This window comes from Micromonospora sp. RTGN7 (assembly GCF_033804645.1).
GTDB lineage: Bacteria > Actinomycetota > Actinomycetes > Mycobacteriales > Micromonosporaceae > Micromonospora.
Genome location: NZ_JAPZLF010000005.1, coordinates 1 through 15459 on the forward strand (window position 1 = coordinate 1; position 15459 = coordinate 15459).

At 67.8% G+C, this 15459-nt stretch carries 11 protein-coding genes and 2 pseudogenes; 7 read left to right on the top strand and 6 right to left on the bottom strand.

Going from position 1 to position 15459, the window contains the following annotated elements; translation table 11 throughout:
• The coding region (locus SNR22_RS08890; protein WP_320066025.1) for a hypothetical protein at positions 1–503 on the bottom strand (503 nt) is incomplete at its 3' end.
• 314 nt (positions 504–817) lie between these two features.
• Here SNR22_RS08890 and SNR22_RS08895 point away from each other — a divergent pair.
• The 4 genes from SNR22_RS08895 (at position 818) to SNR22_RS08910 (ending at position 4830) form a co-directional block, all read left to right on the top strand.
• Positions 818–1696 carry an Arm DNA-binding domain-containing protein gene (locus SNR22_RS08895; protein ID WP_320066026.1) on the top strand — a complete coding sequence of 293 codons (879 nt, stop codon included), beginning with the start codon at positions 818–820 and terminating at the stop codon, positions 1694–1696.
• Positions 1697–1795: 99 nt separating this feature from the next.
• Positions 1796–2410, top strand: a complete 615-nt coding sequence (locus SNR22_RS08900) for a TetR/AcrR family transcriptional regulator (protein WP_320066027.1) — start codon at positions 1796–1798, stop codon at positions 2408–2410.
• Between the two features lie 318 nt (positions 2411–2728).
• The gene (locus SNR22_RS08905; RefSeq protein ID WP_320066028.1) at positions 2729–4135 is read left to right on the top strand and encodes an MFS transporter; all 1407 of its coding nucleotides are present in this window, start codon (positions 2729–2731) and stop codon (positions 4133–4135) included.
• Positions 4132–4830, top strand: coding sequence for an SGNH/GDSL hydrolase family protein (locus SNR22_RS08910; protein WP_320066029.1), 699 nt, complete (start codon positions 4132–4134; stop codon positions 4828–4830). The genes SNR22_RS08905 and SNR22_RS08910 overlap by 4 nt, the downstream gene beginning before the upstream one ends.
• A 65-nt stretch (positions 4831–4895) precedes the next feature.
• Here the strand turns inward: SNR22_RS08910 and SNR22_RS08915 are convergent.
• The 5 genes and pseudogenes from SNR22_RS08915 to SNR22_RS08935 all read right to left on the bottom strand — a co-directional run.
• Positions 4896–5384: pseudogene (locus tag SNR22_RS08915) on the bottom strand (transposase); the annotation flags it as partial.
• Between the two features lie 4 nt (positions 5385–5388).
• Positions 5389–5562 (bottom strand): annotated as a pseudogene (locus tag SNR22_RS08920) (IS5/IS1182 family transposase); the annotation flags it as partial.
• A gap of 421 nt (positions 5563–5983) precedes the next feature.
• A complete protein-coding gene (locus SNR22_RS08925) occupies positions 5984–6397 on the bottom strand; it encodes a contact-dependent growth inhibition system immunity protein (RefSeq protein ID WP_320066030.1) in 414 nt (137 codons plus the stop codon).
• A gap of 1388 nt (positions 6398–7785) precedes the next feature.
• Positions 7786–8538, bottom strand: a complete 753-nt coding sequence (locus SNR22_RS08930; RefSeq protein ID WP_320066031.1) for a site-specific integrase — start codon at positions 8536–8538, stop codon at positions 7786–7788.
• Between the two features lie 129 nt (positions 8539–8667).
• Positions 8668–10791 (bottom strand): HelD family protein, encoded by a 2124-nt coding sequence (locus SNR22_RS08935; protein ID WP_320066032.1) that lies wholly within the window; start codon positions 10789–10791, stop codon positions 8668–8670.
• 301 nt (positions 10792–11092) lie between these two features.
• Between SNR22_RS08935 and SNR22_RS08940 the strand changes: the two genes are divergently transcribed.
• The 3 genes from SNR22_RS08940 to SNR22_RS08950 are packed head-to-tail and all read left to right on the top strand — an operon-like array spanning position 11093 to position 15444.
• The gene (locus SNR22_RS08940; protein ID WP_320066033.1) at positions 11093–12655 is read left to right on the top strand and encodes a long-chain fatty acid--CoA ligase; all 1563 of its coding nucleotides are present in this window, start codon (positions 11093–11095) and stop codon (positions 12653–12655) included.
• Between the two features lie 36 nt (positions 12656–12691).
• Entirely contained in the window at positions 12692–13945 is a 1254-nt protein-coding gene (hemA, locus tag SNR22_RS08945; RefSeq protein WP_320066034.1) for a 5-aminolevulinate synthase, read from the top strand.
• Positions 13946–13962: 17 nt separating this feature from the next.
• Entirely contained in the window at positions 13963–15444 is a 1482-nt protein-coding gene (locus tag SNR22_RS08950) for a long-chain fatty acid--CoA ligase (RefSeq protein WP_320066035.1), read from the top strand.
• Positions 15445–15459 lie beyond the last annotated feature (15 nt).

Sequence of the window (15459 nt, forward strand, 5' to 3'; positions counted from 1 at the left end):
TAGGGGTGGTACAGCCAGCGGAGATCGATCGGCGCGAGAATCACGTTTGCCAGCTCGTCGTCGGCGACAGCTCTCAACAGGATGTCCATCGCGCCAGCTCGCCAGGGGATCGCCTCGGCGTAGAGCTGGGTATAGCTGTGGTACTCGGCGTCCTCGTCGGGATTCTCAAGTAACGTCCGCCAGTGCCATGCCTCTGGCGCGATCTCTGAACGCCTCGGCCACCTTTGGGGCGTGGTTGCCGCGCTCTCTGTCCACTCGCTTGTAATGACGACAATGTCGGCGCTCGGATCGAGTTGCGTTAGCACCGTGTAATGCCGGTGGAGCAGAATCTCGTATTCAGCCTCATCGCCTGCGTAGCGCTTTGATCCTGGAAGGCTGTGGAACCTGATCCATTGGTTTGGATAGTGACTCCGAAGCAGGTGCGCGAACGGCGGAGACTCTGGCCAGCGCTGCTCCCATAGCTCCGTCAGGCGCTGCGCCGTCAGCATCCGGTTCGACGTCATAGGGCTGTTCTACCTCAGGCCGCCTCGGGCAGCGAACTCGGGGACCACGTGGGGACCACACGTGGTGCGCGATGGTGGACGATGCGCGGTCAGGTGCACGGCTTGATCATGGGCATAGCGTGTGTGACGTGCGTGGACGTGTGGCGGATCGTCCTGGGGGTCAAGGGGTCGTCGGTTCGAATCCGGCCGTCCCGACTGGTATTCACCAGCGGATATAGGAGATCGTCTGTGAGCTTGCGGTAACGCTGGCAGTAACGGAGATCGCTTAGCGTGGGCTGTGCCCCCCGATCCCGTTACTGCGGAGGTGCAGCCTCATGGCTGTCTACAACTACCGCCTCGCCAACGGCCAGACCCGCTGGTACTTCATCATCGACCTCCCGCCCGACGCCAACGGGCGCCGCCGCCAGCACAAGCGGCAGGGGTTCCCCAACCAGACCGCTGCCCTGAAGGCGGAGGATCAGGCGCGCGCCGCCTACGGCCGTGCGGACCTCGGCGCCGACGGCAGCGTCGCCGCGGAGTTGGAGAGCTGGCTCAACGAGCGCGAGTTGGACGTCCAGGAGACGACCCTCAGCAACTACCGGGACGTCATCCGCTGTTACCTGGTCCCGGACATCGGCGGGCGGCAGCTCTACGCCCTCGACAAGCGGGTCATCCACGACCTCTACAAGAAGCTCCTGAAGAGTGGCGGCAAGAACGGCGGGCCGCTGTCGCCGACCACCGTCCGCATCGTCCACCGCATCCTGATGAAGGCGATGGGCGACCTCGGGGTCAACGTCGAGGGCGTGCGTCAGCCCCGGCAGGCCGAGCGGGAGACGATGGGACGCAAGGGTGTCTGGACGCCGGCGCAGTCGGCGAAGTTCCTCAAGTACCACGCCGATCACCGGCTGCGTGCCGCGTGGGTGCTGGCGATCGTCGTCGGGACCAGGCGAGGGGAGCTGGCCGGTCTCAAGTGGCCGCGCGTCGAGCTCGACCGCGGCGTGCTGCTGCTGCACTGGCAGCGCACCACAACCAGCAACGGGGTGGTGGAGAAGGCGCCAAAGGGCAAGAGCAAGCGGGCGGTAGCGCTCGGGCCGGCCCTGGTAGCGGAGCTGCGCGCCCACGAGGAGCGCCAGGCCGTGGAGAAGGCCGATGCCGGCGTCCTGTACCACGACGGCGGTTACCTGTTCTGCCGCGAGGACGGGGAATCACGCTGACAGCCGGACGACGCGGGCGCTCCGCACTGTCTCGGTGCCACTCCCACGATCGAACACGTCATCGCTGTTACCGATCGATCGTCCGCTATGATGGACGTCATGGCTGGACGTGCATCTGCGCAGGCGGCGATCGAGACCCGGCAGAACGTGCTCAGGGCAGCCGCCGATCTCGCATCGGTCGAAGGTCTGGACAGTGTGACCATCGGCCGGCTTGCGGACACGGTCGGGATGAGCAAGTCCGGGGTCATCGGGCAGTTCCGCAACAAGGAGACCCTGCAACTGGAGACCGTCGAGCTCGTCTTCGCCGACTTCCGGACCAGGGTCTGGGCTCGTGTGGAGCACTTCCCCGCAGGCCTGCCCCGCCTCCTGGCCGCCTGTGAGGCATGGGTCGAGTACGCAGGCAAGCCCGGCTACCCCGGTGGGTGCCTGTTAACTCAGGTCACCTATGACTACGACGGCCGAACGGGGTCTGTGCACGAGCGACTCGCCGAAGGCCGACAGCTCTGGCGAGACACACTGCGAGCAGACCTCGACAGGGCTGTGCAGTTGGGGGATCTGCCGATAGACACCGATGTCGAAGCGACGATCTTCGCGCTCGATTCGCTCGCAGCATTCGTCACGCCGGCCCGACTGTTGCACGGTGACGGTCGGGCTGCCGATCGCGCGCTAGCAGGCATGCGTCGGATCCTCGGCGTGTCACCAGCGGACTCCTGACTGAGGGCGTCGCTCGGATGCGTGGCCGCCCGGCCCATCGGGCCCCGTAGGTCGGCTGCGGATCCTGGTGGCCCCAGATCGGGTCGGTTCGGACCGTGGCGTCGCGATGAGCGGCGCTTGCGGTGTCGCGACCCCGGGGCCGGGTCGCACGTCATAGACGGCACTGACCTGGGTGGGACTGGGACGACTCGTGACGAGCACGCATGCGTCGCTCTTCGCCCACCATCGGGTGAAGCGCAAAGGCCGCGCGCGGGAAAGGGGGTAGCGAACGACCACGCGTAATTGACACACGAACGATCGTTCGCTTAAATATGACGCATGACCGCTGGCAATGCCCGACGCGCGCTTCTCGTCGCCTCGTCTGCAACCTTCTTGAGCTTCCTTGATTCCACCGTTACGAACTTGGCCGTGCCGCCCGTCGCGGCCGAGTTCAACGTCAGCCTGACCACAGTGGCGTGGATTGCGACGGCGTACGTGATCCCGTTCGCGGCATTTCTCGCTCCGGCTGGCGTGCTCGCGGACGCCGCGGGGCGCTGTCGGCTCTTCATGTGGGGTGTGGCTGTCTTCACCGCCAGCTCGCTGGTCATCGCCCTCGCACCATCCTTTGGCCTGCTGTTGGCGGCACGTGGCCTGCAGGGGGTGGGGGCTGCCGTGATGGTCCCGGCGTCCCTGGCACTGGTGCTCGCCGAGATCCCTGCGGAACGCCGTCGCGCCGCGATCGGCCTTTGGAGCGCCGCCGGCGCTTTGGCCGCGGCGGCCGGGCCGGCCCTTGGCGGGGTCGTCGTTCAAACCCTGGACTGGCGGGTGCTGTTCTGCCTCAACGTTCCGATCGGCCTGTGGGTGTTGATCGCCGCACGTCCAATGCTGGCTAACGAAACCCGGTCCGGAAAGCTGCCCGACCTGCTCGGGGCCCTGTTACTCGCGGTCGGGATCGGTTCGGTCATCTACGCGCTGACCGAGGGCCCGGACCGCGGCTGGACAGCCACCCGGCCGGCGACTGCTCTCGGTGTCGCTGTGATCGCGATTGCGGCGGCGACCCTAAGATCTGCTCGGCACGACCGGCCCGCGCTGCGCCTCGACCTCCTCTGGGGCAGCCCGTTTGCGATGGTGAGCGGCATCTCAGCTGCCTACGGGGCGGGGTTGTTCTCCAGCATGTTCACAGGAGTGCTGTTCCTCGTACAGGGGTGGGGCTACAGCGCACTCGAGGCGGGCCTGGCGATGACGCCGGCAGCGCTGGTCACCGCCGTCGTTGGCATCGGGGTCGGGAGACTGCCGGTCGCCTTCTCGCCGCGATCCATGATCGTCGCAGGTGCACTTCCGCTGGCTGCGTCGACCGCCCTGCTGGCGGCAACGATCTCCGCGACGCCGCAATTTCTGTTGATCTGGCTACCCCTCGGCTGCCTGATGGGCGTCGGTGTCGGTCTCTTGACCGTGGGCATCTCCTCGGCGGGCGCCGTCTCGGCTCCCATGCAGCACTTCGCCGCCGCTACCGGCCTGCTGATGGCCGCGCGTCAGTGCGGCGGTGCGCTCGGCATCGCCGTGGCGGCCGTGCTGTTGGCGGTGGTCATCCCAACGACGCTCGAGCGTCCGTTCGTAATCGTCTACTGGCTCATCACCGGCGTGACTCTGCTGGCCGCGGTCGGCGGCGTCCTGCTCCGCGCCCCGTATTCCATTGCCACGGTCGGGACAGCCTCGGTCTCCGCTGCTCGGACCGGTAACCGATGAGCGCCTTGGAGCAGTATGCCGCCGAAGCCGTCGACCCGTACTGCATCGCCCCCGACACTGCCGCCACTCGGCTGGGCCACCTTCCGTGGCAAAGGTTCGCGGTCCTCGGCGACAGCGTCGCTGCCGGGATCCGGGACCCGCTGGAGGGCTATCGGGACCGCAGCTTCGCCGACCGGCTGACCGAGGCGCTGAGCGCGACGCGTCCCCGGCTCGCCGCTGTCAACGTCGCGGTGCCGTACCTGACGATCGCCGAGATACGTGAGCAGCAACTGGATGACGTGCTTGCCTTTCGTCCTGACGCCGTACTGGCGACCGCAGGGGGCAACGACGCGTTCCGGGAGTACGACTCCGGCCGTCTGCACGCTGAGCTTGCTGACCTGCTTCGACCCGTTGCTGAGGCCGGCGCCACCGTCCTGACCGTGGGGCTCTTCGACCTGGCCCGGTCCGGCCTCATCCCGCCCGAGCATGCTGGGGGCATGGCGCGTCGCTTCGACGAGCTGGACCGCATCACGGCGACACTCACTCGCGACCTGGGGGGCATCCACGTCGACTCCCATCATCACCCGCTCGCGGCCGATCCAGGGATCTTCGCCCAGGATCGCATCCACGCCAATGCGCGCGGTCACGCCGTCGCCTTCGCAGCGATCGTTGACGCCATCGCAGACAGCGATGCGGGGCGCAGCGCCCACGAATGACGCCGGTTCGGCCAACGAGGTGGGCCCGCTACGCGGATCCGCGATGCAGCTTGTTTGGCTCAGCCGCCGTCGAGGGTGACCCCGATCGCGGCGTAGAACGGCCGGTTCGCGACCTGCCTGTCACGGACCTTGACCACGATGGCGTCGATGAACACCGCCGCGTAGATCTCATCGAGGGGCCGATGGGACCAGTCGGTCATCTCCTCGATGACCTTGTCGGTGATCCGGGAGATCGTCTCCTTGCTGACCGAGGCGCCGTAGATCTCGGCGAAGTGCGCCGAGATTTCCCCGGTCGTCAAACCCTTGGCGTACAACGACAACACCACCTCGTCGACCCCGGACAGGCGCCGCTGCCGCTTGCGGACGATCCGCGGGGTGAACGTGCCAGCCCGGTCTCGCGGCACGTCGATCTGCACCGCCCCGTTGGCCTCGGTCAGTACCGTCTTCGAGCGAGTGCCGTTACGAATGTTGCTCGCGCCGGCACCGGCTGGGTCGTGCTTCTCGTAGCCGAGGTGCTCGGTCATCTCCTCGTTCAACGCGGTCTCCAGAACCGTGGGTTTAGCGGTATCGCCAGGTTGGCGTGGTTTCGGTGGTGAGGCGTTTGGCAAGGTTGTCGATCATGGCGATGGTGATCATGCTGGCGGAGTTGTCGGGTCGGGCTTCGTAGTCGCGGACGAGTCGGCGGTGGTGCATGAGCCAGCCGAGGGTGCGTTCGACGACCCATCGGCGTTGACCACGGGCCGATGGCAGGCGACACGGCGAGCAGCTCAGCGCCAGTCACCGACCTAGGCAGACAGCCGTCTTGATCTTTGTAAGGCAGGGGCCGGCTCCGCGGCTTGCCCTTCCGCGCTTGCGGCCTCGCCCTGCGGGCGGCCTCCGGCCGTTTCGCCGTTCTGGGGACCAAGATCAGTCAAGTTGTCGGCGACTGGCGCTTCTTGACCGCTGGTCAAGTCTCAAGCGTCCAGCCGGAATGCTTGCCGAGTCGTTCGCTGTCTGCATCAAGGGGCCGCGCCAGCGCGGCCCGCCCGCCGCACTCGGCCTGCTGGCGGCCTCCGGCCAGCATCGGCTGGGCCGGCCGGCATGCCCAGGTGTAAGAGCTAGAAGTTCGGTCTCTGCACCAGGCACCGCCGGCCTGAGGGATCGCCTGCGGTTCTCATTGACCAAGGAAGCGCGCCATGGCGTCGCGCAGCTGGCGGTTCGGGTCACGCGGTCTGAGGTCAGGGTCGGAGAATGGGGGGCTGGCAACGAGTTCAGCCAGAGTCGACGCCAGGCGCTTCCGTTCGGCTCCAAGAGTCGACCACGCCGAGTCCGGTAGCCGCAGCACGTTGCGGAGCAGGTCGCCCGGATAGTAGTCGCCCTCGGCCAAGGGATCTCGGAGTAAGACTCGTACCGCAAGAGGCAGCAAGGCCGACACCCCGATTTGCTGACCGAGCATGATGCGCAGGTCTTCGACCGTGAATTCTGCTACCGGCTTGCGTCGTAGCTCGGTGCAGCGTCGGACGAGGGTGGTGTCGTCCGGGCCGGGGTCCGGCCATACGTCCCGATCAAGCTGCTCGATGGTCGTCACGGCGGTCAGGGTAGTCAGCCCTGTGACCCTGAGGGCGCCCTTGAGGCCGGCGGGAGGGTGCCGAGACGATCGCGAGGGTGGTCAGTGTCGCCGAGGGCAGGGCGATCGGCTGCCACGCCGCTTCGCGGCTTGCCATCGGGTAACGAGTCCAAGGCGCGCGGAGAGCCGGCGACACGCCAAGCCGCCCCGGCCCAAAGGCCGTGGGCGGTAAGCCGCACGCCGCCGGACAACCGCGGACCCGTCGGCGCCGTGCCAGCGATGTGCTGGTAGCCGGTGTCTCGGACGGGCAGCAAAGGTCAGGATCGGGCACCACGACACCACCGCTGGCCAGGCGTTCCGGACAGATCGCGACAACTAAAAACGATCTTCTGACCTGACGGTGCGCGGCATGGGTGTGGCCAGGTGACGGGGTCATGTTTGAGAGGTAGCAATGAATGCCTCGATCCGGTCCAGGTCCTCGGGTTGCAAGCCACGGTTTGACTTGGGCGTGATCAGAAGTGCTCGCCCACTGGCAGTCAACCCATCACGTAGGGGGCCTGGCGGGGGCAGTGCCTCGTCATCGGTCCAGACAAGTCTGCGGCCTTCGGCGAGCACCGCGCGCGCCGCAGCAAGCTTAAGCGGCCAACAAGCAGGACCCCTTGGCATCGGCTCAGCCGTGATCGCCCGAACCAGCGGGGGTAGGCGCCACAGGTACTCAAGCCGGTGCGCATCCGGGCACCATGTGGTGCACCAACGGACGGCCACGGCACCGGATTCATGGAGGGGCCGGATCCGGTCGAGCAGGCCTGGCGCCCAACGGACGGCGTATGACACCTGGTCGGTTTCCGACCAGACCTGGCTTCTCCTGGGTGGCCCGCTCCAGCCTGGCCGGTTCGCGTTGATGACTCCGTCCACATCCAGCAACCACACCAGGCGTTCGGAGGGCAGGTCTATCGCTGCGTCGTCCCTACCCAATCCGGCCACGCCCGGACAGTAGAGGAACGGCAGGCAGGGGTCGAACGGCGTGCTCGGCCCCAGTCCGCATCCAATGCACAAGAGGATCGCTCACGGGCTGCCGCCTGAAGGTGTTCGTCTCCAAGTCGTCGAGGTCACGTGGACCGGCAAGCTGCTCTGTCGGCCTGCGGCTGTCCTCGGGCACCCGCAGTGCTTCGTGCAGAGTGCGTGCCGCCGACTACACGGCCTGATCATGGGCATTGCGTGCGTGACGTGCGTGGACGTGTGGCGGATCGTCCGGGGGGGGCAAGGGGTCGTCGGTTCGAATCCGGCCGTCCCGACAGAGTTTCAGCAGGTCAGAGCCTTGATTTACCTACGTGGATCAGGGCTCTTTCGCTGTTCCGTCTCACAATTAATCACGTACGCTCGTGCTGTTTCAATCTGTGGTCCTGGCGTCACCCGAACAGCCCTGTCTCGAGGTGGTCGGCGGCCACTTTGAGGTGGCTGCTGTCGGGGTGGACGTAGACCCGCTTGGCTAGCGTGCCGCCATCCGCGTGGCCGGCCCAGGCTGCGAGCACGACGTCGGGGACGCCGACCCCGGCGAGGTACGTCAGGCAGGCATGCCGGGCGTCGTACGGCCGAACCTTGCGCATCCCCAGTTTCGCCATCAGCTCGTACACCCGGCGGCGCAGCCAGTCGGTGCGCTGCGGTCGGCCGAGTTCGTCGACCAGGACGTAGCCGCTGGCAATGTAGGCGTCGCAGGCCTGGAGGCGCTCCTTCTTCTGCCTGGTGTGGAAGGCCTTCAACGCCTTCATCACCGTGGCCGGCATCGGCAGGCCATGTCTGCCCGCCGCCGACTTGGCCTCCTTCTCCTCAATCTCACCGTCGACGAGTGTCCGAGTGTTGTCGCCGGCCGCGATCGTGCCGGCCTCGAAGTCGATGTCGGACCAGCGCAGCCCGCACACCTCGGCGGGTCGCAGGCCCATCAGCGACAGCAGGCAGACGGCGTACAGGCGTTCGTCCGTGATGCCGGTCAGGAAGGTCTTCACCTCTTCCTGAGTCCACGGCTTGCGGGCGGCCTGTGCTTCGAGGGCGGCCTTGGCTGCGGTCCGGGGGATGGTCACGAACGCCGCGACGTTGCGCACCACGAGCTGGCGGCGTACCGCGACGTTGAGCGCGGTGCGAAGCCGGCCGAGGGTCAGGCGCACTGATCGGACGCCCAGGCCGGTGCCGGGCTTGCCGCCACGTCATCTGAGTCGAACGCGGTCCGAAGCGCGGCATTCCACAGGCTCGGGCTGCCCGGCGCATGCCGATGCCCGCGATCTACCGGCTCCGCTTCACCGAGCTGATCGGCGCACCGACTGCGCGATCACCAGCTGTCCGAGTTCTTGGGTGCAGCGGGTGAGTGCGACGTAGAGGCCGTTCCAGCCGCGTGGTTCGGTGGTGATGCCGTTGGGGTCGACGAGGAGGGTCGCGTCCCATTCGAGGCCCTTGGACTGGGCTGCGGACAGCACCGGCACGTCGTCGTCCAGCACGGCCTGGAGTTCGGCGATGCGGTCGGCCGGGGCGATGACGCCGACCGTGCCGCCGTGCCACCGTTCGCGCAGGTGGCGTACGGCTTCGGCGGCGACGTCGCCGAGTTCGGCGGGCGTGACCGTGCGCACCCAGGGAGAGATGCCGGAGGCACGTACGGCCCGTGGCGGCGCGTTGTGGCTGCAGGCTTGCCGCAGGACGGGTTCGGTGAGCTCCATGACCTCGCGCGGCGTCCGATAGCAGATGGTCAGTTCCGCGGAGGTCCAGCGGTCCCCGAGAACGGCTTGCACCGCCTGGGCCCAGCTGGTGTGCCGGTGCGCCGCCTCCGCCTGGTCGATGTCGCCGACCGCGGTGATGGAGCGGCTGGGACAACGCCGTACGACCATGTGCCACTGCATCTCGGACAGCTCTTGCGCCTCGTCGACGGTGATGTGGCCGTACACCCAGCCACGCTGCCGGCGGGCGTGGTCGGCCACGAACTCGCCCTGTTGTTGCGGGGCGTCGATGTCGCCGAGTAGGTCGGCGACGGCGTCGAGCAGGGGGATGTCGCTCGACGCCCACGGTGCGGGCTCGGCCGCGATGGCGGCGATCTCTTCCACGGACAGCTGCGGGGCGAAACGGGCCAGCAGGTCACCGTCGGTCAGGAGGTCGCTCAGCAGGGTCTCGGCGTCGAGGGTCGGCCACCAGGTCTCGACGAACCGGGCGATGGCCACGTTCTCCGAGATGCGCTGGCGAAGGTCCTCGACTTCTTGCTCGGAGAGCAGTCCGTCGACGTCGCTGCCGGCGGGGGCCCCGGGGTCGTAATGCATGCTCCGGTCGACGCGGGCGAGGATGTCCTCGAAGCCCTCCTCCATCTCGTTCATCAGCGCCTCGCGCTGATCTATGACGGCTTCGGCCAGGATGTGGTGCAGCTGCTCGGCGAACGCCCTGCGGGCCTGGTGGTACGGCCGTCCTCGCACCGCGGCGAGCGCCTGTGACACCGTCGCGGCGGGGATGACGTAGAACTCGCCCTCCCAGCGCAGCTTGAGGTCTCGGAGCCGGGGGAGCAGCGACGTGACGTAGTTGTCGAGTGCCGGTTGCCAGAGGGCGCGGCCCTTGATCTCGGCGAGCGTCCGGCTCTCGTCGCGGCCCACGCTGATCCCGGGCAGCAGGGTGTCGCAGGTCGCCGCGACGACCGCGGTCTCGCCGAGCGCGGGCAGCACCTGGCCGATGTAATCGAGGAACCGCGGGGAGGGGCCGAGGACCAGGACCGCCTGCTCGGCCATCGTCTGGTGGGCGAAGAGCAGGTAGGCGACGCGGTGCAGGGCCACCACGGTCTTGCCGGTGCCGGGACCGCCCTGAACGATCAGCGGGCCGGTCGCCTCGGCCCGGATGATGTCGTCCTGTTCGCGTTGCAGCGTGGAGATCGCCGTGGACATGCGGCCGGTGCGCCGCTGGTCCAGGGCGGCCAGGAGGGCACCTTCGCCGACGAGATCCGTCGTGATGGTCCCGTCGAGCGGCTCGTCGTCCACGCCGACGACGGCCGATCCCGTTGTGCGGATGTGCCGGCGCCGGGCCAGACCTTGGGGGTCGACGGCGGTCGCGGTGTAGAACGGCCGGGCCGCGGGAGCGCGCCAGTCCACCAGCAGCGGCTCGCCGTCCTCGTCGTCGTCGCGGAGACCGACCCGGCCGATGTGCCGTACGGTGCCGTCGAGGCCGTCGAGACGGCCGAAGACCAGCCCTTCGGTTGCCCGGCGCAGCTCCTCGTACTGCTGGCGGAGCATGCGCAGCCGCGCCCGCTCCAACGCGTCCAGGGCTTCCGCCGAGAGCTCGGCCTGCAGATGGTCGGCGAGCGTGTCGCGCCGGGCCGTGGCCTGGTCGAGAAACTCCTGTTCCTCGGCAATCGCGGCGGCGGCCGTGCCGTTGTCCAGAGCAGGTTTCCGACGCATTCGCGAATCCTTGTATCGGTATCGGGTCATAGGTGTTCCGGTGGCCAGCATAGGGGCGGTTTTTCCTGGTCGCCCGGTGGCGCTTTCTGCGGAGACAAGAGTCTCATCGCCTTGCGGTCCGGGCTCGATTGTGGCCTCGCGCAATGGTGATTCACTTCCCAGCCGTACGGCGGGTGCACCGAACGGCTACCCCGATCGAGCGGCCGTTGTAGCCACTCGAACGATCTATCGATCAGGTCAATGATCTGCCGAAGATTGAGTAGTTGAATACCTATTGCCGGCGACAGCAAAGGAAGGTCCGATGAGCGTGCCCGAACACTGGTGGAGTGCGAGTAAGAGTTACGTCTCGGAGATCCTCTCCCTGCTCGCGGCCGCGCCGGATCGAGACGCCGTTCATTGGCGGGGCCGGGCCTTCTCCGGCGGCGACCTGATCCGGTCGGTGACCGACGCGTTCGTCGCGCTGCGCGATCGCGGGGTGGGCAAGGGCGATGTGGTGGCGATTCTCGTCGCCTCCAACAGCCCCGAGATGCTCACCGCGCGGTACGCGACGCAACTGCTCGGCGGCGCCGTGTGCTATCTGCGAACGACCAACCCCGGGACCAGGGCGACGCTCCTTCCACTGGACCACCAGATCCAGATCCTGCATGACACCGAAGCCGTGACCATCTACGCCGATGCCGAAGGTTCGGAGCGGGCGACGGAGCTCGCCGAGGCCAGCGGCATCCCGGTGACGCGACCTGGTCCGGAGGCCGGCCGGGTCGACACCGCGGACGTCGTGTCCTGGGATCCGGACGCGCTGGCGTTCATCGGCTACACGAGCGGCAGCACGGGACGGCCCAAGGGCATCCGGTTGGCGGGCCACGCGTGGGAAGCCACCGTACGGGCCTGGATGGACCTCGGCTCCGAGGCCGGCTGTGCGTCGATCCTGATCTCGACCCCGCTGAGTCACGGCGTCGCCCCGATGGCGGACGCGGTGTTCGCCCTAGGCGGGGCGATGTATCTCCACGAGACGTTCGACGCCGGGAAGTTCGTGGACACCGTCTCCGCCGGGCAGGAGATCTCGTGGACGTTCCTGGCGACGAACCACGTGTTCCAGATTCTCGACCACCTGCTCGAGCGCGGAATCGGCGACAGCGACGCCGTGCGAGCCGCGGGCTTGTCCGCGCTGAAGCGGATCGTCTACGGCGGCAGCCCTGCGGCACCCGCCCGCATCGCGCAGGCCTTCCGGCTCTTCGGCCCGGTCATGGCGCAGGGGTATGCCGCGACCGAGTGCGGTCGCATCACGACCCTGACGCCGCCGGAGCATGGCGACCCGGAGCTCGCGGCCACCGTCGGGCGGCCCTTCCCCGAGGTGGACGTCGTCGTCTGCCACTCGGATTCGGGTGCGCGGCTGGCGGTGGGGGAGATCGGTGAGGTTCGCGTCCGCACGCCGCAGACGATGGACGGTTACAACCGCGAACCGGGACTGACCGCGCGCGTTCTCCGGGACGGCTGGTACTACACCGGAGACATCGGCCGTCTCGACGAGCGCGGATATCTGACGCTGCTGGGCCGGGTGGCCGACGTCATCAAGGTCGGCGGCGTCAAGGTTCATCCGATCGTTCTCGAGGCGGAGATCCTCGCCCACCCCGGCGTCCGGCACGCCGCCGTGTACGGCGTGCGGGACGAGGACGGCAGCGACCACATCCACGCCGCCATCGAATGCGATCCGGCCGAGGTGGTCGACGTGGAGAAGATCCGCGCGGGAATCGCCGAGGCGCTGTCCCCGATTCATGTGCCCGAGAAGATGCACGTCCTGAGTGCCCTGCCGATGAACAACAACGGCAAGCCCGACAAGGTGCTGCTGCGATCGCAGTATGCCTAGCCACCGACCCGGCCGCTACGTCGAGAAGGCGATTCGATGAACGTTCACCTGGCATCGTATTTGAATGGGAAAACCGCCGACGATCTTGCGGGGAGCAAGCGCGAGTTCCTCGAGATCGGCCGTCGTTCCGGCGATTACCCCCTGGCCACCGCGCGGCGCGACGGGGTGGATTCGGAAGTCAGCGTCTGGTGCAGCAACGACTATCTGGGTATGGGCCAGAACCTTCAGGTCATCGCGGCCATGCAAGCCGCGATCCATACCCATGGCGTGGGCTCGGGCGGTTCCCGGAACATCGGCGGGACGAACCACTACCACGTCCTTCTCGAAAATGAGCTCGCAGACGTGCACGGCAAGGAAGCCGCTCTCCTGTTCACCTCGGGATACACGGCCAACGAGGGATCCCTCACCGTGCTGGCAGGTACGCCGAAGGACACCCTGGTCTTCTCCGACGCGAAGAACCACGCCTCGATCATCGACGGTCTCCGGCACAGCGGCGCGAAGAAGCACGTCTTCCGGCACAACGACGTCGCCCACCTGGAGGAGCTGATCGCGGCCGCTCCCGCCGACCGCCCGAAGCTCATCGTCGCGGAGACGGTCTATTCCATGTCGGGCAACATCGCGCCGCTCGCCGCGATCGCCGACATCGCGGACAAGTACGGCGCCACGACCTTCATCGACGAGGTTCACGCGGTCGGCATATACGGCCCGCAGGGCGCCGGCATCGCCGCGCGGGAAGGCATCGCCGACCGGTTCACGGTTGTGATGGGCACCCTCGCGAAGGGCTTCGGGACGGTCGGCGGCTACATCGCGGGGCCGGCGGTCCTCGTGGACGCGGTGCGGACCTACTCGCGCTCGTTCGTCTTCACCACCTCGCTGCCGCCGGCGATCGCGGCCGGCTCGCTGGCGTCGGTCCGGCACCTGCGCTCCTCCGACGTCGAGCGGAAGCTTCTCGCCGAGAACGCGCGGCTTCTGCACAGCCTGCTGCTCGCCGCCGACATCCCGTTCCTCTCGACGGACTCGCACATCGTCTCGGCCTTCGTCGGCGACGACGACCTGTGCAAGCGGGCGTCCCGGCTGCTGTTCGAGCGGCACGGGATCTACGTCCAGTCCATCAATTCCCCCAGCGTGCCCGCCGGCGAGGAAATCCTGCGGATCGCTCCGTCCGCCGTGCACGAGCAGAAGGACGTCGAGAACTTCGCCCACGCCCTGCACGGCATCTGGAAGGAACTGAACATCCCGGCCGCGAGCGCCCGGAACCGGCCCGTCCGCACCGCCGCGCAAGACGCATGACCAGGTCAGTTGCCGCGGTGCTGGCCGACGCGGCGGCGCGGCGACCCGACCACCCCGCCGTGATCTTCGAGTCCGGGGAATTCACGTACGGGTGGCTGTGGGACCAGGCCCGTCGCTACGCCTCCGTGCTGCGAGCCAACGGGGTACGGCCGGGGGACCGGGTCGCCATGCTCCTGGCCGACACCCCGCAGTTTCCCGTCGTGTACTTCGGCGTGCTGGCGGCCGGCGCGGTCGCGGTCCCGCTGAGTGCCATGGCGACCGCGTCGGAGGTCGGTCACGTGCTGACCGATGCCGGCGCCCGCTTTCTGGTGTGCGCGGACTCATTGCTGGTTCAGGCCAAAGAGGCGGCGGAGCGGCTCGGCACGGTGCTGCTCAACGTCGGCCCGGAGAACGCGGCGCAGGACGCGGCGCCGATCGACGATTCCGCGATGCCGGAAGCCGACGACGTCGCGGTCGTGTTCTACACCTCCGGCACGACGGGTGAGCCGAAAGGCGTGATGCTGACCCACCGCAACATCCTGTACAACGTCGACCGGATGGTCGACACGCCGTACGCGTTCCGGAGCGACGACGTACTGCTCGGCTGTCTGCCGCTGGCGCACAGCTTCGGCCAGATCTGCGGCATGCTGACCGGCTTCCGCGCCGGCATATCCATTGTTCTGATGTCGAGGTTCTCTGGGCGGGAAGCCCTCGCGCGGATGAGAACACACCGATGCACGGTGTTCATGGGCGTGCCGACGATGTATTCCAAATTGCTCGACGCGGTGGCCCGGGGCGAGCCGGTTCCCCGGCTCGACCGCATGTACAGCGGGGGATCGGCGTTGCCGGCAAAGACCCTCGACGACGTCCGGACCACGTTCGGGTGTCCGGTGTACGAGGGCTACGGGGCGACCGAGACCTCGTGCAGCGTCGCCTATCACCATCCCGGCGTGCCTTTCCGCGCCGGAACGGTCGGAGTGCCGATCAACGGCATCGCGGTCGGCATCGCCCGGCCGAACGCCGACCGGATCGACCTCCTGCCCGCCGGAGAGATGGGCGAGATCGTGGTGAGCGCCCCGACCCTCATGGCCGGGTATCTCGGCCGTCCCGATCTCACCGCCGAGGTTCTGCTCGACGGCTGGTTCCGCACCGGCGACCTCGGCCGGCTCGACGGCGACGGCTATCTGTCGGTCGTCGGCCGGAAGAAGGACCTGATTCTGCGGGGCGGCTACAACGTCTATCCGCGGGAGATTGAGGAGGTCCTCGCCGGGCATCCGGCCGTGGCGCAGGTGGCGGTCATCGGAGTTCCGCATTCCGTGCTCGGCGAGGAGGTCTGGGCGATTGTCGTACCCGCCCGGCCGGAGGACGTAACCCCGGGATCACCTGAGGAGCTCATCGCATGGAGCAAAGAGCGTCTCGCCGCATATAAATACCCCCGCCGAGTCGAGTTCACCGATGCACTTCCGACGGGGCCCAGCGGAAAAGTCCTCAAGCGGGAGCTCGTCTCGAAATACGAGTAGCGGCGAACGACCGGC

Bases quoted from the DNA above. Each gene is read 5' to 3' on its own strand.
- SNR22_RS08895 (WP_320066026.1), top strand. From the start codon at position 818: ATGGCTGTCTACAACTACCGCCTCGCCAACGGCCAGACCCGCTGGTAC.
- SNR22_RS08900 (WP_320066027.1), top strand. From the start codon at position 1,796: ATGGCTGGACGTGCATCTGCGCAGGCGGCGATCGAGACCCGGCAGAAC.
- SNR22_RS08905 (WP_320066028.1), top strand. From the start codon at position 2,729: ATGACCGCTGGCAATGCCCGACGCGCGCTTCTCGTCGCCTCGTCTGCA.
- SNR22_RS08910 (WP_320066029.1), top strand. From the start codon at position 4,132: ATGAGCGCCTTGGAGCAGTATGCCGCCGAAGCCGTCGACCCGTACTGC.
- SNR22_RS08935 (WP_320066032.1), bottom strand. From the start codon at position 10,791: ATGCGTCGGAAACCTGCTCTGGACAACGGCACGGCCGCCGCCGCGATT.
- SNR22_RS08940 (WP_320066033.1), top strand. From the start codon at position 11,093: ATGAGCGTGCCCGAACACTGGTGGAGTGCGAGTAAGAGTTACGTCTCG.
- hemA (WP_320066034.1), top strand. From the start codon at position 12,692: ATGAACGTTCACCTGGCATCGTATTTGAATGGGAAAACCGCCGACGAT.